Origin of the sequence: Synechococcus sp. N5 (genome assembly GCF_900473925.1) — a bacterium.
Classification (GTDB): Bacteria; Cyanobacteriota; Cyanobacteriia; order PCC-6307; family Cyanobiaceae; genus Parasynechococcus.
In genome coordinates this window covers 425,596-444,609 of record NZ_UCNI01000001.1, presented here as the reverse complement: position 1 = coordinate 444,609, position 19,014 = coordinate 425,596, and the positions used below count along the sequence as shown (strand labels likewise).

18 protein-coding genes are annotated in these 19,014 nt (G+C 59.7%); 3 read left to right on the top strand and 15 right to left on the bottom strand.

Going from position 1 to position 19,014, the window contains the following annotated elements:
- Positions 1-4: 4 nt before the first annotated feature.
- The 6 genes from DXY03_RS02560 to glpX form a co-directional block, all read right to left on the bottom strand.
- Entirely contained in the window at positions 5-565 is a 561-nt protein-coding gene (locus DXY03_RS02560; RefSeq protein ID WP_115008973.1) for a CIA30 family protein, read from the bottom strand.
- A complete protein-coding gene (gene pgl / locus DXY03_RS02555; RefSeq protein ID WP_114989082.1) occupies positions 546-1,259 on the bottom strand; it encodes a 6-phosphogluconolactonase in 714 nt (237 codons plus the stop codon). The genes DXY03_RS02560 and pgl overlap by 20 nt, the downstream gene beginning before the upstream one ends.
- 11 nt (positions 1,260-1,270) lie before the next feature.
- The gene (gndA, locus tag DXY03_RS02550; protein WP_115008972.1) at positions 1,271-2,689 is read right to left on the bottom strand and encodes an NADP-dependent phosphogluconate dehydrogenase; all 1,419 of its coding nucleotides are present in this window, start codon (positions 2,687-2,689) and stop codon (positions 1,271-1,273) included.
- Positions 2,690-2,823: 134 nt separating this feature from the next.
- Positions 2,824-4,119: a glucose-1-phosphate adenylyltransferase gene (locus DXY03_RS02545; protein WP_114989080.1), complete on the bottom strand. Its 1,296-nt coding sequence runs from the start codon at positions 4,117-4,119 to the stop codon at positions 2,824-2,826.
- Between the two features lie 121 nt (positions 4,120-4,240).
- Positions 4,241-5,539, bottom strand: coding sequence for a glutamyl-tRNA reductase (locus DXY03_RS02540; RefSeq protein ID WP_114989079.1), 1,299 nt, complete (start codon positions 5,537-5,539; stop codon positions 4,241-4,243).
- A gap of 31 nt (positions 5,540-5,570) precedes the next feature.
- Entirely contained in the window at positions 5,571-6,575 is a 1,005-nt protein-coding gene (glpX, locus tag DXY03_RS02535) for a class II fructose-bisphosphatase (RefSeq protein WP_006851350.1), read from the bottom strand.
- Positions 6,576-6,725: 150 nt separating this feature from the next.
- On the opposite strand from glpX, the gene rpe reads away from it, so the two are divergent.
- Positions 6,726-7,409, top strand: coding sequence for a ribulose-phosphate 3-epimerase (gene rpe / locus DXY03_RS02530; protein WP_115008971.1), 684 nt, complete (start codon positions 6,726-6,728; stop codon positions 7,407-7,409).
- A gap of 153 nt (positions 7,410-7,562) precedes the next feature.
- A complete protein-coding gene (locus tag DXY03_RS12695) occupies positions 7,563-7,691 on the top strand; it encodes a hypothetical protein (protein WP_255477759.1) in 129 nt (42 codons plus the stop codon).
- A 611-nt stretch (positions 7,692-8,302) separates the two neighbouring features.
- Here DXY03_RS12695 and DXY03_RS11785 read toward each other — a convergent pair.
- The 9 genes from DXY03_RS11785 to DXY03_RS02485 all read right to left on the bottom strand — a co-directional run bounded on the left by DXY03_RS11785 (position 8,303) and on the right by DXY03_RS02485 (position 17,511).
- Positions 8,303-8,527, bottom strand: a complete 225-nt coding sequence (locus DXY03_RS11785; protein WP_136987614.1) for a hypothetical protein — start codon at positions 8,525-8,527, stop codon at positions 8,303-8,305.
- Positions 8,528-8,682: 155 nt separating this feature from the next.
- Positions 8,683-9,597: a c-type cytochrome biogenesis protein CcsB gene (ccsB, locus tag DXY03_RS02520; RefSeq protein ID WP_115008969.1), complete on the bottom strand. Its 915-nt coding sequence runs from the start codon at positions 9,595-9,597 to the stop codon at positions 8,683-8,685.
- A gap of 38 nt (positions 9,598-9,635) precedes the next feature.
- Positions 9,636-10,766: an LptF/LptG family permease gene (locus tag DXY03_RS02515; RefSeq protein ID WP_170951967.1), complete on the bottom strand. Its 1,131-nt coding sequence runs from the start codon at positions 10,764-10,766 to the stop codon at positions 9,636-9,638.
- Between the two features lie 29 nt (positions 10,767-10,795).
- On the bottom strand, positions 10,796-11,524 hold the full coding sequence (lptB, locus tag DXY03_RS02510; RefSeq protein WP_115008968.1) for an LPS export ABC transporter ATP-binding protein: 729 nt from the start codon (positions 11,522-11,524) through the stop codon (positions 10,796-10,798).
- The gene (locus DXY03_RS02505) at positions 11,521-11,958 is read right to left on the bottom strand and encodes a hypothetical protein (RefSeq protein ID WP_115008967.1); all 438 of its coding nucleotides are present in this window, start codon (positions 11,956-11,958) and stop codon (positions 11,521-11,523) included. Before DXY03_RS02505 ends, lptB begins: the two co-directional genes overlap by 4 nt.
- A 50-nt stretch (positions 11,959-12,008) precedes the next feature.
- Complete coding sequence (locus tag DXY03_RS02500) at positions 12,009-12,365, bottom strand: DUF309 domain-containing protein (RefSeq protein ID WP_115008966.1); 357 nt, start codon at positions 12,363-12,365, stop codon at positions 12,009-12,011.
- Positions 12,365-14,173, bottom strand: a complete 1,809-nt coding sequence (typA, locus tag DXY03_RS02495) for a translational GTPase TypA (protein ID WP_115008965.1) — start codon at positions 14,171-14,173, stop codon at positions 12,365-12,367. Before typA ends, DXY03_RS02500 begins: the two co-directional genes overlap by 1 nt.
- A 57-nt stretch (positions 14,174-14,230) precedes the next feature.
- A complete protein-coding gene (locus DXY03_RS02490) occupies positions 14,231-16,762 on the bottom strand; it encodes a U32 family peptidase (RefSeq protein ID WP_115008964.1) in 2,532 nt (843 codons plus the stop codon).
- Positions 16,759-17,511: a M15 family metallopeptidase gene (locus DXY03_RS02485; RefSeq protein WP_115009264.1), complete on the bottom strand. Its 753-nt coding sequence runs from the start codon at positions 17,509-17,511 to the stop codon at positions 16,759-16,761. Before DXY03_RS02485 ends, DXY03_RS02490 begins: the two co-directional genes overlap by 4 nt.
- Before the next feature lie 108 nt (positions 17,512-17,619).
- Between DXY03_RS02485 and chlP the strand changes: the two genes are divergently transcribed.
- Positions 17,620-19,002: a geranylgeranyl reductase gene (gene chlP, locus DXY03_RS02480; RefSeq protein ID WP_115008963.1), complete on the top strand. Its 1,383-nt coding sequence runs from the start codon at positions 17,620-17,622 to the stop codon at positions 19,000-19,002.
- Positions 19,003-19,014 lie beyond the last annotated feature (12 nt).

The window sequence follows — 19,014 nt, the reverse complement described above, 5'->3', positions numbered from 1 at the left end:
GGACTCAGGGCAAGGCGCGGATTGAACGGATCAGCACCCGGATGGACCCAGCGCGAAACCCCGGATTGAGATCCCCAGCATCGCCGAATTTCGAGTGCAACACCTGGATGCGGGTGATGCCACTGGGATCGAAGCGCAGCGGTAAGCCAACGGGCTTGGCACGCACCGTGGGTCTGAGGTCGGCGAATGGCACCACAACAGGGGTCAAACCGGACGGTTTGGTCGCAACATCCACCACCCAGCGGAGACCACCGGGAATCAGTTCCGTGAGTCCCATGGCTCCATCCCGGCAACCAAGGGCAATCTTCAGGGTGCGTCCCTCACCCTCAACATCCAGCTGAAGTGCTGAATAAGGGGACAGATCGAGCGGGGGCTGCAGGCGAGGGGAGCGGCAGCTCACGAAACCACCGCCGGTCTCCACCAGCTCCCCGTCCAGCACGAGTCCGTCGGGGGTCACGCGGCAACCGGCACGGGATCGGCCGCCCATGATCGTGTCGTTCAGGCTGGCCCAGTCAGCAAAGTCGCTGCCCTGGAAAAGGATCTGTTCAGAGGCCGGCGGCTGCATCCTGATCAGCAAGGATCAGCACATCACTAGCAGGTTGAACCAGCCGAGCGGGAGTGCGATCGGAGGATTCAGAGGGATCGACCAGTCGCCGGAGGGCCTCCTGTTTACCGGCACCACTGACGAGGAAGATCACCTGACGGGCGGCACTAAGCACAGGAGCCGTCATGGTGATGCGATCCAACCCCTTGCCGCGCCCGATGGTCGTCCAGCGATCCAGCACCGCTGGAGCCTCGGTGCCGGGGAACAGGGATGCGGTGTGGCCGTCATCCCCCAGGCCCAGCAGCATCACATCGAACACCGGTGGGGCTCCTGAGCACAGCTGAGAAAGCTGGTCAGCAAAAGCCTGGGCACTGGCCTCAGGGCTCTCCAGTTCCACGGTGGGCACGGGATGAAAAGCAGCTGAAGCTCCAGGCCCGGGTGCGAGAAGGGTGCGGCGCAGCATGCCGGCGTTGCTGGAAGCATCATCGGCAGCCACCCAGCGCTCGTCACCCAGAACGACGTCCACCCGGTCCCAGGGCAACCGTTCCTGACCGAGCAGGGAGTAGGCACTGGCGGGGGTGCTCCCACCGGAGAGAGCGATCTGGCAGCGGTCCCGTTGATCCAAGGCCAGATCAATTTGGGCGGCAACAGTTTCACAGGCCTGACGGGCGAGGTCCTGAGGATCTTTCGCCCGCTCGATGCGGTAGTTGGTCATCGCTCAACCACTCAGCTGAGCCATTCGGTGTGGAACGTGCCCTCCTTGTCGACCCTTTGGTAGGTGTGGGAGCCAAAGCAATCGCGCATCGCCTGAACCAGGTTCTGAGGAAGGCGACCGGAGCGGTAGCTGTTGATGTAGTCGAGGGTGCTGCTGAAGCAGGGAACGGGAATGCCGGCTTCGGCGGCACCGGCCACCACTTGAGCCAGTCCGGGAAGCCGTCGGTTGATCTGTTCAGCGAACCAGGGATCAACCATCAGGTTGGGCAGCTGGGGATCCGCGTGGAAAGCATCCTGAATGCGCTTCAGCAGACGGGCCCTAATGATGCAGCCACCCTTCCAGATCTGAGCGATCGACGGCATGTGGAGTTCATAGTCGAGGTCCTGGGAGGCGATTCGCAGAAGCTCCATGCCCTGGGCATAGCTGGCGATGCAGCTCAGCACCGTGGCATCCATCAGCGGAGCCATGGCATCGTCAGGCGTTCCCAGGTCAAAGTCCTTGATGGTTGGTCCTTTGAGGATCGATTCGGCCGCCACGCGTTGGGGCTTCATCGAGCTCATCACCCTTGCATTGAGAGAGGCATAGATGGTGGGAACAGAGGCACCCATTTGCAGTGCCGTCACCACGGTCCAGAGGCCCGTGCCCTTCTGGCCAGCCTGATCGGTGATTTTTTCCACCAGATCAGTGCCATCGACGGGATCCTTGGTGCGGAGACACACCTCGGTAATTTCCACCAGATAAGACGACAACTCTTCTGTGGCGTTCCATTGACCGAGAACGTCGGCCATCTGCACACCGGTCATTCCTTTGACCCGCTTCATCAGGTCGTAGCCCTCGGCAAGGATCTGCTCAATGCCGTATTCGATCCCGTTGTGGACGGTCTTCACCAGGTGTCCTGACCCGCCGGGACCGATGTAGGTCACGCAAGGTCCGTCTTCGACCTGAGCCGCCATCTTGTTCACAAGGCCCTCGATGGCCTCGTAGGAGGTCTTGGTTCCTCCGGGCATCATGCTCGGGCCCTCCAGGGCACCTTTGGCGCCACCGGACACACCCATACCGATGAAACCGAAGCTCTTGCTCTCGAGTTGCTTCACCCGACGTTCTGTGTCGTGGTAGTCGGAGTTGCCTCCATCAATCAGCAAATCGCCTTCTTCGAGATAAGGGGAGAGCTGATCAACAACAGCATCCACGGCAGGCCCCGCCTTCACCATCATCAAAATCCGGCGGGGGCGCTCCAACTTGCCAACGAAATCTTCGAGGTCAGTGGCGCCCTGAATGTTCTTGTCCTTGCCACGCCCCTGGAGGAAGTCTTCGGTTTTGGCGTAGGTGCGGTTGTAGACAACGCTGGAGAAACCGTTGCGTTCCGCATTAAGGACGAGGTTCTCGCCCATCACGCCAAGACCGATGAGGCCGAAGTGAGACTTGGACATGGCCTGAAGGACCACTGAGGACTGATCTCAGTGTGTTGATCTCGCCTGGTCTCGACCGCAAATCAACCAATAAATGTCAGGAATGAGCCATCGGCAGAAAGACGTCGGCTCATTCCTGAAAACGATTGCTGCCTTCAGATCACCGTTCCATCAGCGATGGTGGCGTTTTTCTGAACCACTACAATGCCGTTGCGGATGTAGAAGCCCTGATCGGAACGGTCGGCTTCTTCCACGTTGTCCTTGTTGATGATCGAGACACCTGAACCAATGCGGGTGTTCTTGTCGAGGATGGCGCGTTTCACCGTGGTGCCCTTGCCGACGCCAAGAGGAATGCCTCCGCGCTCTTTCAAGACAGCGCGTTCGTCTGGAGATTCGAAGAAGTCGGCCCCCATCACCAGCGTGTCCTGAAGCACGCAGTCACTTTCAATTCGACTGCGTACCCCGAGAACACAGTGGTGGATGCTGCAGGACTTGAGGATCGAGCCTTCGCCAACAATCGAGTTGGTGATCTGGGCGTCAACCAACTTGCTGGGGGGCAGATAACGAGGACGGGTGTAGATGGGGAATTTCTCGTCGTAGAAGCTGAAGGGGGGCGTGGGTTGTTGGGTCAGGGCGAGGTTGGCTTCATAGAACGCACCGATGGTGCCGATGTCTTCCCAGTAGTCGTCGAACACATAGCTCTGAAGCTTGTCGCCCCGCGCGAGAGCCTCGGGAATGATCTCCTTGCCGAAATCCTTGTGCCCGGGATGCTTGTCGAGCAGATCAAAGAGGGTCTGACGGCTGAAGACGTAAATGCCCATCGAGGCCAGATAGGGCCTTTCCTTGGCTGAATCGGCACTGAGGCCGAAGCGAGAGGTGTCGACAGCCATCTCCAGCAGCGAATCACCCTTGGGCTTCTCGCGGAACTCCTTGATCGAGCCGTTTTCATCGGTCCGCATCAGACCGAAAGCCTCTGCCTGCTTGGGATCAACGGGAAGGGCAGCAACGGTGAGATCAGCACCTGAGCGTCGGTGGTGCTCGATGAAGAGGCTGTAATCCATCCGGTAGAGCTGGTCACCGGAAAGGATCAGGTATTCATCAACATCCCATTCCTGGAACAACCACTGGTATTTGCGTACAGCGTCTGCAGTGCCTTCAAACCAAGTGGGACTGTCGGGGGTTTGCTGAGCTGCGAGCACCTCAACAAAACCGCCACCAAAGGAATTACTGAGGTTGTAGGTCTGACTGAGGTGACGGTTCAGTGACGCACTGTTGAACTGCGTCATCACGTACATCTTGTTGATGTCGGAGTTGATGCAGTTGCTAATCGGAATATCAATCAGTCGATATTTGCCTGCCAGAGGGACGGCCGGCTTGGCGCGCATTTTTGTGAGCGGATACAGGCGCGTGCCTGCACCGCCGCCCAGAATGATGGCCAAGACCCGCTTCATGCCGCTGTCCCAAATCGGCGTTGCCGCAAGAACTTACCGGAGTTTTTGGCTTCGCAACCGTCTTTCGGAAGAATCAGTCGAGATTACTGGGATTCAGATCGCGACTGAATCGCTCAAGAGCTCAAGAAGCTTCCAAATCGAACAGTCGTTCGACAATTCGGAGGGCCTGTTGGCGATCCTGACGGGTCTGGGGAGCACGCAGCTGGGTCACCGGCGTGTGGAGGATTTTGTTGATAATTCCTTTGCTCAACGCTTCGACAACCTTGCGTTCCCGGGCTGAGAAATCAGGGCCCATTCGGCTGAGGGCTTTCTGGAGTTCCTCCGAACGGATCGACTCCATCGACGAGCGCAGCTGGTTGATGGTCGGCACAGCCTCAAGGCTGTCCCACCACTCGAGGAACTGCTGCGCTTCTTGCTGAAGCAACTGCTCAGCCTCGCGGGCCATGGCCTGACGGGCTTCCTGGTTACGGGCAACGACCTCTTGCAGGTCGTCCACATCGTGGGATTCAACGCCGTCCACATCGGCAGCATCCGCAGCGATGTTGCGCGGCACACCGATATCAATCAAGCGCAGCTTGCTGCGCCGGTTCAGAGGAGCCAGACGTGCGGCATCAATGATCGGATCATCGGCGGCGGTGCTGGTGAACATCAGCGAGCAGGTGCTCAGGTACTGATCCAGATCCGTAAGCGGCCTGCACTGAACAGGAAGATCAGGGAAATCAGCCGACAGCTGCTCGGCCCGCTCAACGGTGCGGTTCAGCAGAACAACACCCGAGGCACCTTTGGCCTGAAGGTGCTGGAGCAACAGACGGCTCATGCGCCCTGCACCAACAACGGCGATCTGCTCGCTTTCCAGGGTGACCAGTTGATCTAGACCTCGGGATTGACCGAGCTTGAGCTGGGCGAGCTCAACGGCAGCTGAGCTGATCGAAACAGCCCCCGTTCCGAGGTTGGTTTCACTGCGCACCCGTTTGCCGGTGGAAACAGCTTGGGTGAGCAAGCGGTTCAGGATCGGACCCAGGGATTTGTGCTCCTGGCCGAGCCGCATCATTTTTTTCACCTGGGAGAGGATTTGACCTTCCCCCAGCACAAGGCTGTCGAGACCTGCTGCCACCCGCATCAGGTGGTCGACAGCGTCTTCGTGGTGGTAACTGAACAGGTGGGGCGTCAGCTCCCCTGTTTCAAGACCGGAGTGGCTGCTGAGGAAGTCGCTGACAGCAGACACGCCGAGGTCCGGATTGCGGACCAGGGTGTAAATCTCAAGACGGTTGCAGGTGCTGAGGATCGATGCCTCGAGCACCTGCTCATTGCCACGGAGGGATTGAAGGGACGTCTCCATGGTCTGCTCAGGGATGCTGAGCCGTTCCCGGATCTCCACCGGTGCCGTGCGATGACTGAGGCCGACGACGGAGATATGCATGAAGACGTTCCTCTCAACCAGTTGATGACGATCAGCTCAGAGCGATGCTCTGGGCGCCGTCTTTGATGTGCACGGTGTTGGTGAAGCGGCAGGTGTTGTCCAGGTTGCTGATCACCAGGCTGCTTGTGCGGGTGCAGTCCTTTTCGAACTTAACGCCATCAAAGAGCAGACCATCCGTGATGCCGCTGCCAGCGAAACAAACATGCTCACCGCAGGCCAGCTCCTCAGCCTCATAGACCTTGTCGGGATCGGCGATGCCCATCTCAGCGAGACGCGCCAGGTTGCCCTCTTTGGTCATGTCAGCCCACTCGGAGGTCTGAGCAATCGCAGGGTCATACACCAGTTGGCCCTGGAAGTGACCACCAAGAGCGCGCATGGCAGCGGCGGAGATCACACCTTCAGGGGCAGCACCGATGCCCATCAGGCAGTGGGTTCCGGTACCAGCGAAACCGCAGGCGATGGCGGCCTGAACGTCTCCATCGGAGATGGGCTGGATGCGAGCGCCGGTTGCACGGATCTCAGCGATCAGGTCCTTGTGACGGGCGCGATCCATCACCACGATGTTCAGCTCGTCGACGGGGAGACCCAGGCACTCGCTGAGGATCTTGATGTTTTCAGTGGCTGATTTGCGGATGTCCACCTTGCCCTTGGCTGCCGGAGGAGCAGCCAGCTTCTTCATGTAGAAGTCGGGGGCGTTGAACAGACCGCCACGGTCGGAAGCGGCGAGAACAGCCATGGAACCGCGCTGGTTGAAGGCGCAGAGGTTGGTGCCTTCGCAAGGGTCAACAGCAAAGTCAACGCCTGGGCCGGTGCCGGTGCCGACCTCTTCTCCGATGTAGAGCATCGGAGCTTCATCACGTTCACCCTCGCCGATCACGATGCGGCCCTGCATCTGGATCTGATTCATGCGCTTGCGCATGGCATCAACGGCCAATGCATCGGCTTCATCCTTCAGGCCTTTGCCGGAGAGCGAGGCGGAAGCAATGGCGGCCTGCTCGACGATCTCGAGAATTTCCTGAATGAGGGTCTGATCCACGGGTCTCCGGATGAGGTGGGACGGGTTGGCGAGATCTCCTGGACGGGCAGTTGGCCGTCGCCGCAGTGGATCTCGACATCTGAGCGCGGCTCACTGTATCAGTGGTTGCAGGAGTCCCTAAAATCTCCCGGCACTTCGCGCTCCTCATCCATGAGCACCAAGCCCCTGGTGATCTCGCCGTCAATCTTGTCGGCTGACTTCGCACGCCTCGGCGAAGAAGTGAAAGCCGTGGACGAAGCCGGTGCGGATTGGATCCATGTGGATGTGATGGACGGCCGCTTTGTTCCGAACATCACCATTGGACCGCTGATTGTTGAGGCGCTGCGGCCGGTGACCCAGAAGCCCCTGGACGTTCACCTGATGATCGTTGAGCCGGAGAAGTACGTCCCCGACTTCGCCAAAGCCGGTGCCGACATCATTTCCGTGCAGGTTGAAGCCTGCCCTCATCTGCACCGCAACCTGGCTCAGATCAAGGACCTGGGCAAAAAAGCAGGTGCCGTCCTGAACCCATCAACACCGATCGACACCCTCGAGTACTGCCTCGAGCTCTGCGATCTGGTGCTGATCATGAGCGTGAACCCCGGTTTCGGGGGCCAGAGCTTCATCGAAAACCAGGTTCAGAAAATTCGCGACCTGCGCCGCATGTGCGACGAAAAGGGTCTCGATCCCTGGATCGAAGTGGATGGCGGCATCAAAGCCGGCAATGCCTGGAAGGTGATCGAAGCAGGTGCCAACGCGATTGTGTCCGGCTCCGGTGTGTTCAACCAGCCCGATTACGCCGAAGCGATCAAGGGCATCCGCAACAGCAGCAGCAAGGAAGCTGTTCTTGCCTGATCAGGAGACCATCAGCTGAACACCACAAGCCCGGCAGCCATGCCGGGCTTTTTTTATGAGCACTTCAAGCAAGAACCCAACGCTTGAACAGTTTCAACATCTCCAAAGATTTGGTGGCCACAGTGATGCGAACAGGCCTCCGATAATCACTGGATGAATGATGACGTCAAATTGGTTGCCGCCTTCCTGGCGCTGAATGCTGGTGTGATCGCATTGGCTTTTGCCGGATATCTCAAAGGGAGCATGAATATCGGTGCAGTCCTTCAACATCTTGCTCAATAGTTCCGTTGACTTTGCGCATAGGGCAGGCCCAGGCTCTGTTACCTGCCGCTGAGTTGAAATACGGATGATCAAAACATCTCCTCTGGAAGAGACTGGGAGAGTCGAAGTCGAAGTCGGAGGCGTCCAATGCGTGACGACGGTCCAACTGAGCAAGATCTAGAAGCTGCCTGACTGGTCTGACAAGCCATACAGCCAGACGCTTCGTTCAGCTTCAAAGAACGCCAACAAGGTTTAGGCCATCCCTTTTTTCAGGGGTGGCCTTCCTTTTTGCCCGTTGGCTTGATGCATGGCCTGAGAAGCCAACAACAACTTGGAAGGGCATCATGCCAATCAGTTACGTGGATCACAAAACAAGACTGAAGATCATGGAATTATTCAGTCACGCGATGGACCACAGGTCACGGCGCGAGATTCACGCATAACTGAGAGAACAGCATGAGCAGACGAGGCATCCATCCACTGCTTCGGGGTCTTGATCGGCCTCAGCGGGTCGCACCGTCAAGACGCGCTGTCTTGCTGTCTGGCCTGGAATCAGCGCAACGGAAGCGTTATCTGCGTTCGGAAGCAGAAGAGAGCGAAACCTCCCAACAAACGACCCGGCATCGCGCATCTCAGTAAGGACTGCCCCCTGCAGGCGCTGATTTGTTCGTTCCTACTGCATAGGAGAGGGTTGTGATCACAACCCAGAGTTGATTGGTGGGGGGGGAGAGTCCAAGTGGACCTCGATCCCCCCTGAGTGGTGGGGAGAGTCCGTAAGGCCTCGATCCCCAGGTGGCGGCCGCTTCCGCTTCCAGACCCACATCTCCACCATGGTTTCCATCCGCAGCTGCAGGCATGCAGCTCAAGAATCTCTTCCACTGATGGTGGGCCATCTTCACAAACTGAACCCGGGTGAAACATCCCTGGAATAAGGGATCTGGGCCAAAGGATCAATCGCTCATCCGAGGGTGGAAATTGTGACTGGAGAGCATGCCTCGTTATTCACTGGATTTCAGAAAAACCAGCCGTAGCTGTGCAAACCAATGCCCAACAGATTGACGCCGATGTAGCAAACAGCGATCACCACAAGACCAACAACGGCAACAAGAGCTGGGCGTCGACCCTGCCAACCACGGCTAAGGCGGGTGTGCAAATAAGCGGCATACACCAGCCAGCAAATCAAGGCCCAGGTTTCCTTGGGATCCCAACTCCAGTAGCTGCCCCAGGCTTCATTAGCCCAAACTGCACCACTCACGATGCCCACTGTGAGCATCAGGAACCCAACCGTGATCGTGCGGTAACTGAGGCTGTCGAGTTGCTCGTTGGTGCTCAGCTCAACCGATTGCAGCTGAACAGAACCACCATTCGCGATCGAGGCCGCCTGACGAAATCCACCACTGCCAATGGAACTGCTCCGCAGTTCCAGGGATTGGCCGCGATCGGTGACCAACACCGCCAAGGAGAGCAGGGATCCCACCAGCAGTGCGGCGTAACTCACCATGATCACGCTCACATGCATGACCAACCAGCTTGAGCGCAGGGCAGGCACCAGAGGAGCCGCTGACTGCAATTGATCGGGCAAGGCAAAGCTGGCGAAGGCAATGCAACCAAGGCCCATGGGGGTGGCCGCAGCCGCCACGATGGGAGAAGGCCAGGCCCGTTCCACCAGCAGCTGGGTGAGGGTGCAAGCCCAGGCGAGAAAGCACAGGGATTCGTAGAGGTTGCTGATCGGGAAGTGGCCGGATTGCCACCAACGCAAAATCAGCTGAGCCGTGAACAGAAGGTTGGCGACGGCCACCAGCAGTCGCACCAAGCCAGCCCGGGACTGGCTGGACACCGCCCAGAAAGCCATGGGCATGGCCAGCAGCAGCAACACAAAACCAGCGAAACCAAGACTGGTGACCAGCTCAAAAGGCGTGTTCAGCACACCATTTCCAGAAGACACGGGGATTCTGCCTCGGCCAATCAGCGGGTGGCCTGTTTCAGCAACAGACCACCCGCCCCGAGGAACAACATCACAGGCAGCCAGGCCGCCAGAACCGGGGGAAGGGTTCCCTTCACCCCGAGGGAACTGAAGCTGAAACCAATCACGTAATAGACAGCGATGATGCCGAGGGTGAGCACAAATGAGAAGCTTCGGCTGCTTCGGTAACTGGGCTGAGCGCCGAGGGTTGCTCCAAACAAGCCAAAAACCAGACATGCCATCGGAACAGTGAACTTCTCTTGAATCCGCACCCGGATTTTGCGGGCTTCCTTGATGCTGCCGGCCTCTTCGTACACCCTTTGGGCCTGCAAGGCTTCAGCAACGGTCATGTTCACGGCATCGTTCTCAATCCCCGCCAAACGCAGCGGCCCAGATCCCAGGGGATAAACGTAACGATCGAAATCGGCCTTGGTTGAGCTGCCGTTGGCGGCCAAGGTCAGAATCTGGCCATCCAGGAAAACCCAGCTGGCTTGGGCCTCATTCCAGATGGCCCGATCAGCACGCAACATCTGGGTAAGACCGGGTCTGGTGAAATCCAGAACCGTCACATCCAGCATTTGGCCGTTCTGGAATTTGCGGGAATAAAACAGTTGAAGCAGGCCCTTGTCACCCTTCTCACCATCTGAACCAATGCGTCTGCCGAAGCGGGGATAAATGACGTCGCGTCCCGTCTCACTGGCGAGAGAACGCCCCAAGGCGCGCTTCAAGCTCACCTCTGCAAAGCGTTGGCTGCGGGGCACCACCACGTCGTTGAGAACGAAGGTGAACAGGGTCATCGCCATCGAGAGGGCGAGAGCGGCACTGATCATCCGCTTCGTGGTGATGCCGAGGCTTCTCAGGGCGGTGAGTTCGTTGTTCGCCGAAAGGCGGGTGAACACGAACAGCGAGGCCATCAGCGTTCCAATCGGCACAGAGAAAGCCAACCAACGCGGAATGCTGAACAACAGCACCTGAGCCGCAACTGTGATCGGCAGGTTCTTATCAACCATCTGCCGCACCAGTTCAAACATCACGCCGCCTGTTAGCAGCAGCAGGGTGAACAGGGCAATGAAGAACAGAAGTGGACCAAGAAGCTCCTTGAGCAACCAACGATCCAGAAGATCCAGCCGCATCCAGGTGGCGCGTTTGAGACGATCCAGAATCACAGTTGGAATCCCTCCCCGAGGTAATAACGACGCACCTGCGGATCAGCTGCCACCTCCTCGGAACGTCCTGCGGCCAGCACCGCACCATCGTTGAGGATGTATGCCCGATCGGTGGTGGCCAGGGTTTCGCGCACGTTGTGATCGGTGATCAGAATCCCCATGCCCCGGGAGCGCAACCCCTCGATCAGCAGCTGCAGATCCGCCACCGCAAGGGGGTCGACGCCGGCAAACGGTTCATCCAAAAGCAGATACGTCGGTCCGTTGTCACCCGATGCCAGTGCCCTAGCCACTTCGCAACGGCGACGTTCTCCCCCGGAGAGTTGGAAACCAAGACGATTGATGAACGCGCTGAGGTGAAAGTCTTCAATCAGCTGCTGGCGCCGATCCCGACGCTGCTCGGAACTGAGACCGGTCTGTTCAAGGGCGATATCCAGATTTTCACGCACCGTGAGCTTGCGAAACACACTCGCTTCCTGGGGCAGGTAACCCACACCAAGCCGGGCTCGCTCCGGCATGGGCAGATGGGTGACCCGCTCACCGTTCACGGTCACCTCCCCCTGATCAGGGGAGAGCAGACCGATCACCAGATTGAAGGTGGTGGTTTTTCCAGCTCCATTGGGACCAAGCAGGCCGACCACCTCGCCGGGGGCAAGCTTCAGATCCAAGCCCTTCACCAACTGGCGGCCCCCAAGGGTGATGGAGACATTCGACAGTTCCAAGGTCATGGAGTCACCGGGTTGGTCTCGGCCTGAACGTCGAGCACGGGTTGGCTGGGAGTGAGCGACCACTGACTGAACACCTGCTGGCCAGGAACAGGGCTGGCAATCGCGCGACCTTCATCCAGGAGATAAGTAAACCGATCAGCGCGGAGCTGGTTGCCATCAGCCTGGATCACATCAACATCACCACTCAGCACAATCCGGTCTTCCTCTGTGAAGTACTGGGCTTGTCGGCTGGTGGCCACCAAACCACGACCGGCATGCACCAAGCGAACGTTGCCACTGGCGGTGATCACACCCGTTCCGTTGTCGGCCGATTGCAGGTCGGACTCAATCGTGATGACGCCAGCGTCAGCTGTTTGCTGAGCCTGGGCCGACAACAGGGTCCAAAGGGCGGCCAGAAGGGGCAGAGCTAAAAGAAGCCCCCGAGAACGGAGCATTGCTTTCACTGCCACACCACCTGCCCAAGTTCGTCGAGATTACCGGCGCTTCAGCGCATGGACTCAAGAACGGGGACAGTGCATGACTCGGGATCCCCATCCTGCTGAAGCGCCTCAAGCCTCTGTTGCGCAGCACGGCACAGAGACGCAAGATCCAAGCCAAGATCCGGGGTTCCAGGACGTTTGAGACGACCCAGAGCTTCACCAAAAAGAATCGTGGCACCGCGCCGGTTTCCCCGTTGCAGGTGCAACTGCGCCACCGCCACCTGCAGGATCCCCTGAAGGCTGCGCCTTTCCGGATCAGCTGTTTCATGCCAGAGCTCCTCAAACAGATCATGAGCGGCGTACCACTCACCTGCATTGAAGAGCTCCACACCCTGCTGAAAGCGAGGGTCCGCCTGAGGCATCAGCGCTTGGACTTGGCCGGCTTCTTGCCGGGAAGTTTGCGCAGACGGATCGACTCGGGCGTGACTTCGAGCATCTCATCGGGACCGATGTATTCCAGAGCGCGCTCCAGCGTCATCTGCACCGGTGCTTGCAGCGTGTCCAGTTCCTCAGCGCCCGCGGAACGCATGTTGGTGAGCTGCTTGGTCTTGCAGACGTTGATCTCGAGGTCCTGAGGCCGGTTGTATTCCCCGATGATCATTCCCTTGTAGACCTTGGTGCCCGGGCTGATGAAAAACTGGCCGCGATCCTCGGCGTTCTTGAGGGCATAGAACGTTGCTGTTCCTTCTTCGAAGGCGATCAGCACACCGTTCCGGCGGGTGTCGAATTCACCCATCATCGGCCGGTATTCATAGAAGGAATGGCTCATGATTCCTTCGCCGCGGGTGGCCCGGATGAATTCACCGCGGAAACCGATCAGACCGCGGGAGGGAACGATGAACTCCAGCTGGGTGCGGCCATCAGCGCTGGTTTCCATGTTCTGCATCTCGCCCTTGCGGGTGCCCAGTTTTTCGATGCAGCTGCCCACCGCTGGTTCAGGCACATCCATCACCAGGGTTTCCACCGGCTCGCAGGGGGTGCCATCGATGGTGCGGTAAATCACCTGCGGCTGGGACACCTGGAACTCATAGCCCTCACGGCGCATGGTCTCGATCAGGATGCCGAGGTGCAGCTCACCGCGACCACTCACCGCAAACCGGTCCGGTGAATCGGTGTCTTCCACACGCAGGGCAACGTTGGTGAGCAACTCACGCTGCAGGCGGTCACGCACCTGACGGCTGGTGACGAACTTGCCTTCCTTGCCCGCAAAGGGTGAATCGTTGACGACGAAGGTCATCTGCAGGGTGGGCTCATCCACCTTGATCAGCGGCAGAGCGGTGGGCTCATCGGGGCAGGCGATGGTTTCGCCGATGTTGACGTCGTCAAAGCCAGCCACGGCCACCAGATCACCGGCAGACGCCTCTTCGATCTCGACGCGCTGCAGCCCCTCGAAGCCCAGCAGCTTGCTGATGCGGCCCTTCTTGATGCTGCCGTCGTCCTTGATCAGCGCAGCGTTCTGACCCTGCTTGATTTTTCCGTTGTGAACGCGGCCAATGATGATCCGGCCGAGGAAGTCGGAATAGTCAAGGGTGGTGATTTGCAGCTGGAGGGGCTTCTCCGAATCACCAACCGGGGGCGGAACGTGGCGCAGGATGGCATCGAACAGCGGACGCATGTTGTCGCTGTCGGTCTTCATGTCGGGCTTGGCGAAACCTCCGAGACCGCTGCCGAACAGGTAGGGGAAATCGCACTGATCATCGTCAGCGCCGAGTTCGATGAAAAGGTCGAGCACCTTGTCGACGGCGGTCTCGGGATCCACCCGGGCCCGGTCGATCTTGTTGACGAACACGATCGGACGCAGGCCCTGCTCGAGGGCCTTCTTCAGCACAAAACGGGTCTGGGGCATCGGCCCCTCGTTGGCATCCACGATCAGCAGGCAACCGTCAACCATGCCCAGCACCCGCTCCACTTCTCCACCGAAATCGGCGTGACCAGGGGTGTCAACGATGTTGATCCGGGTGTCGTCGTAGGTGACAGCCGTGTTTTTCGACAGGATCGTGATGCCCCGCTCACGCTCCAGGTCGTTGGAGTCCATCACACAGGTGGGGACGGCCTCGTTGTCGCGGAAAATTCCTGACTGCGCCAACAGCGAATCGACCAGAGTCGTCTTGCCGTGGTCAACGTGGGCGATGATCGCGATGTTGCGGATCGCCTTGTTGTTGGCGCTCATGCGGGCTGACCGTAAGTATTTGTGAAGAACGCCAAAGGCGCAGTGCGAAAGGTTATCTCAACGTGAGAATCGACTGGTGCGCTCCGGACCCTTGCTGCGCAGGCTGCCGCGGGTGACGCCCAGCTGGTGGTGGATCTGCTCCTGGGACCAGACCTCCTGGGTGGCCATCCGACCCGCCAGAGCCTCGACGTAAAGGCTGACGCGCCGTTGCGTCGCAGCGGCATCCTCATCGAGAAGTTCGAGCCGGATCCTGCGCACGCCGGCCCGCAGCAGCGACGGAAGCGCTTCAACGCCCGATTGCGCCATACCATTGAAAAGGGTGTTCCGACAACCCAGATCAGCCCGCAGTGGGTGTTCAACGCCACTGCGATCCCGCAGGGTGACGTGGTGCTTCTCACAGGGACGACCGCAATCGGTGTGGTCCTTGCCGTCCGAGAGGAATGCACAGAACAGGCAATGCTCCATGTGGAACAACGGCATGTGCTGGTGCAGGGTGACCTCCAGCAGCGCCGGATCAACGGCGGCGGCGAGATCCAGCAGTTGCTGAAGGTTGAGGTCGTAACTGGCCGTGAGTCGCTGCAGCGCCCAATGGTCGCGGTACCAGTGGAAACTCAGGGGGTTGGCGGTGTTGAGGGAAAAGTCACCAATACAGGGGGCCAGCGCCGTCAGCACCTCCAGCTGATCGGCATTTCGCACCAGGAAACCGTCAGGACGGGCCCGAATCAGTGGCTCAAGCGACCAGCGTTCATCAGGCCGTGTGATCCGTGCACCGGCCAGCCATACACCCTCAGGCCAGCAGCCTCGACCGATCGCCACCGCTTCCCGCAGCTCCCGAGGCTGCTCGAGATCCGCCACCACCGAGCGAATCGGCAGGTCCGTGCCGGAGAGATCTACCAAGGCCTGCAGCTGCTCCAGGCTGCGCACCAGCACCACCAAGCCTGGCTTGGTCTCGCTGAGGGGAGCGACAGCTGGTGGGCACATCTGAGCCAGCAGCTCCGTTGGGTCTGCCGTTTTGGTGGCTGCAGGGACAGGGCCTGAATCGGTGCTGCAGTCCCCTGTGGCCTCCAACTGCTCCAGCAGAGCCCTGCGCATGCGGTTCAGTTCCGCCACGGGCAGAAAAAGCTCGCCCTCCAGTTCGATCTCCAGATGCTGAAGCGACCAACCGGTTCCCCCCAGGCGTCCCAGTTGCTGCTCAAGCCGTTCCCGGTCAAGGGGGCGCTGCGAAGCACTCTGGAGCGGCATGGTGCTGCAGAGCTTCAGCTCAAATTCCTGGGGCTCCAGCACCTGCAACTCCAGCGGGGCATCCAGCCGACCGGACACCCGCAGCGCCAGATCCCTGGACCGAGCCTCCACCGTGCGACGGGCGGCACGCTGCCAACGGGACTGCCAATCGGGATCACTGGTGAGCCAGACCGAGGCGCCAGCTCTCAAGCCAGAGCCATCCACACGATCGGGCCCCAGGCGCAGCTTCCAGCGTTCGTCGCCCATCCGCTCACACACCATGATCCGGCCACCGATCTCCCGAGGCGGATGCAGCGGGTCGGACGACAGTTGTTCCAGCACAAGGCCCTGCCCGGGATGCAGCTGTTCCCGGCTGCGCAGATGCAACCAACCACCCCGCTCCACCCGCAGCAACTGCCCCAGTAGCGGGCCCCGCTTCTTGCTCCAGCGGCCATGCACCAGACGGCGATGGTTCACCCCTTCAAGCCAACCGGTGGAAAGGCCTCGGGAAAAGGCCAGCTCAAGCTGGCGTTGCACCTGCGGCGCCGAAGCGGGGGTTTGATCCAGGCGCTGGCGATAAGCGTCGGTGACGGCAGCCACGTAGGCAGCATCCTTCAGACGCCCTTCGATCTTGAGGCTGGCCACGCCGATGCGCTGCAACTCCGGAAGCAGCTCCCAGGCCGCCAGATCCTGGGGCGAAAGGAGGTAGCGCTGGTCTTCAAGGGGGTGGGGTTGCCCATCCACCACCATTTCGTAGGGCAAGCGACAGGCCTGGGCACACTCTCCTCGATTGGCACTGCGCTGCCCGAGAGATTCACTGGTCAGACATTGACCGGAATAGGCGACGCAAAGGGCGCCATGCACAAACACCTCCAACGGCATCGCAAGGTTCCGCTGAACCAGTTGTGTCTGCAGTCGCTCGAGATCACGCAGGGCCAGCTCACGGGCCAGCACCACCCGCTGGCAACCGAGCGCCGCAGCCTGGGCAATCCCCGCGGCACTGGTGATCGACATCTGGGTTGAGCCGTGCAAAGAGAGGTTCGGCACCAGCCGCTGGGCCAGGCGACACAGCCCCACGTCCTGAACGATCACCGCATCCACGCCGGCTTGATCTGCAGCGATCAGCAACTGAGCCGCTGCCTCCAATTCATCGCTGAACACCAACACGTTGAAGGTGAGGAATCCCTTCACCCCCCGCTGATGCAGCCAATGCATCACCTCAGGAAGGTCTTGCAGTCGGAAATTCTCAGCCCGCTGGCGGGCGTTGAAGGCATCAACGCCGAAATACACCGCATCGGCACCGGAGGCAGCGGCCGCCTTCATCGCAGCCCAGTCGCCGGCAGGTGACAGCAGTTCGGGAACGGTCAAGGGTCCCGCCTGGAGAACCGACTGGCCGGCTCGAACAAACGCAGTGCATCCGCATTGCCCTCGTAACGCCAATGCCAGGGTTCGTACATCACACCCTGTTTGTTGCCCTCAGGGAAGGACAACACGAAGTGATATCTCGCCGCATGGTCCTGCAACCAGCGAAAGGCGGCGGTGTCTTGAAAGCTCTGGGAGAGGTTGGTCTCAGGGAAACGGCCATCGCCTAGATCGACGGCGTAACCCGTGCTGTGCTCGGAGTACCCCGGTGGAGCTGACACCTGGGCTCGCTCTTCGGCGGTCTGGTTCCGTTCGGAGGCCACATCAAAGAAGATCGATTCCTGGAGGGCCAGGGAGCGGAATCCACTGAGCAGACGCAGATCGATCCCGTCAGCCAAGGCGGAACGCATCATCGTGTCGAGGGCCGCGGCGGCTTTCACATTGAGCTCGATCCCCGGTTCAAAAACGATGAGTTGATCAGCGTCAGCCTCTCCATAGGGGAAGTGGCCCAGGAGTCGGCCATCGGCGTCAGGACGTTCGCGAAAGCCTGAAATCTCAAGGCTCTGCGTGGGCTGGCGCCGCGACAGCAGCGTGGGAACCAGCATCACCACAGCCAGGCTTCCGGCACAGACGAGAACGAGCCCAAACAGCAAGCCAGCTGCGCCATTTCCCTTGCGTTGACGCGGCTGCCGTGTTCGTCGAGCGACCGGAATGTCCTCCCGCTCGATGCGTCGCGCAGAGGAGGCCCGAACCAAGGCGCTGATGCGTGTTGTTTCGATCGTAAAGGCAGCAGCCAGCTCAACCCACAATGGTTGTTGTGACAGTGATAGCTTCACAAAACAATCCAGCGGAGACGGGCTGAGATGTTGCGAGTTGCGGTGATCGGTGGTGGCCCAAGTGGCTCCTGTGCTGCCGAAATTCTGGCCAAGGCGGGAATTGAAACTTGGCTGTTCGAGCGCAAACTCGACAACGCCAAACCCTGTGGTGGGGCCATTCCGCTCTGCATGGTCGAAGAGTTCGACCTGCCCGACGAAATCATCGACCGCAAGGTCCGCAACATGAAGATGATCTCCCCTTCCAACCGGGAGGTGGACATCAAGCTCGATCCGCTCGGTTACGACCAAAACGCCTACATCGGCATGTGCCGTCGTGAGGTGTTCGATGCCTTCCTGCGCAACCGCGCCGCCGATCTGGGCACAACCCTGATCAATGGCCTGGTGCAGAAGATCGACACCGGTGCAGACCGTCAGGGCCCTTACACCATTCATTACGCCGACTACAGCGGTGGTGGCCCCACCGGTGAGCAGAAGACTCTGGCTGTGGATCTGATCATTGGTGCCGATGGCGCCAATTCCCGGGTGGCGAAAGCCATGGACGCCGGGGATTACAACGTGGCCATCGCCTTCCAGGAACGAATCAAGCTTCCTGCTGAGGAGATGACTTACTACGAAGATTTGGCTGAGATGTACGTCGGAACAGACGTCTCTCCCGACTTCTATGCCTGGGTGTTCCCCAAATACGACCATGTGGCCGTGGGAACGGGAACCATGCAGCAGAACCAGAGCTTGATCAAAGGTCTGCAAAGGGGCATTCGTGAGCGGGCCAACAAGCGCCTGTTCCAGGGCGAAGTGATCAAGGTGGAAGCCCACCCGATTCCTGAGCACCCTCGTCCGCGCCGAGTTGTGGGCCGCATGGCCTTGGTGGGCGATGCAGCGGGCTACGTCACCAAGAGCTCCGGGGAAGGCATTTATTTCGCTGCCAAGAGCGGCCGGATGTGTGCCGAAGCGATTGTGGAAATCTCCAACAACGGCGCCTCCATCCCCACCGAAAAGCAGATCAAGTCGACCTACCTCAAGCGCTGGGACCGCAAATACGGTGCCACTTATGCGGTGCTCGACATCCTGCAGCGAATCTTCTATCGCAACGACGCTGCCCGGGAAGCCTTCGTCGAGATGTGCGACGACAAGGACGTGCAGAAGCTGACGTTTGACAGCTACCTGTACAAACGGGTGGTGATGATGAACCCCTGGCAGCAGATCAAGCTCACCCTCCGCACCCTGGGCAGCCTGATCCGGGGCGAGGCTCTGGCTCCATCCGTCTACAACCCTGTTCCTTCGGCCGTTGGCCGTTCCGACGGTGATTTCCTGGCGGAGGAAGCGGCCCAGCAGATCAAGTCTCAGGCTGGCGAATCCAAGGAGGGGAACTCCAAAGGTTCCGAGTCGAAGGAAAAGGCCGGCGTCTCCTGAGGGAGGCCGGCC

Coding starts and splice junctions, on each gene's coding strand:
- chlP (WP_115008963.1), top strand. CDS start 17,620: ATGTTGCGAGTTGCGGTGATCGGTGGTGGCCCAAGTGGCTCCTGTGCT.
- rpe (WP_115008971.1), top strand. CDS start 6,726: ATGAGCACCAAGCCCCTGGTGATCTCGCCGTCAATCTTGTCGGCTGAC.
- DXY03_RS11785 (WP_136987614.1), bottom strand. CDS start 8,527: ATGCCTGCAGCTGCGGATGGAAACCATGGTGGAGATGTGGGTCTGGAA.
- DXY03_RS02560 (WP_115008973.1), bottom strand. CDS start 565: ATGCAGCCGCCGGCCTCTGAACAGATCCTTTTCCAGGGCAGCGACTTT.
- DXY03_RS12695 (WP_255477759.1), top strand. CDS start 7,563: ATGAATGATGACGTCAAATTGGTTGCCGCCTTCCTGGCGCTGAATGCT.
- pgl (WP_114989082.1), bottom strand. CDS start 1,259: ATGACCAACTACCGCATCGAGCGGGCGAAAGATCCTCAGGACCTCGCC.
- gndA (WP_115008972.1), bottom strand. CDS start 2,689: ATGTCCAAGTCTCACTTCGGCCTCATCGGTCTTGGCGTGATGGGCGAG.
- lptB (WP_115008968.1), bottom strand. CDS start 11,524: ATGACCTTGGAACTGTCGAATGTCTCCATCACCCTTGGGGGCCGCCAG.
- DXY03_RS02545 (WP_114989080.1), bottom strand. CDS start 4,119: ATGAAGCGGGTCTTGGCCATCATTCTGGGCGGCGGTGCAGGCACGCGC.
- DXY03_RS02505 (WP_115008967.1), bottom strand. CDS start 11,958: ATGCTCCGTTCTCGGGGGCTTCTTTTAGCTCTGCCCCTTCTGGCCGCC.
- DXY03_RS02540 (WP_114989079.1), bottom strand. CDS start 5,539: ATGCATATCTCCGTCGTCGGCCTCAGTCATCGCACGGCACCGGTGGAG.
- DXY03_RS02500 (WP_115008966.1), bottom strand. CDS start 12,365: ATGCCTCAGGCGGACCCTCGCTTTCAGCAGGGTGTGGAGCTCTTCAAT.
- DXY03_RS02515 (WP_170951967.1), bottom strand. CDS start 10,766: ATGCGGCTGGATCTTCTGGATCGTTGGTTGCTCAAGGAGCTTCTTGGT.
- typA (WP_115008965.1), bottom strand. CDS start 14,173: ATGAGCGCCAACAACAAGGCGATCCGCAACATCGCGATCATCGCCCAC.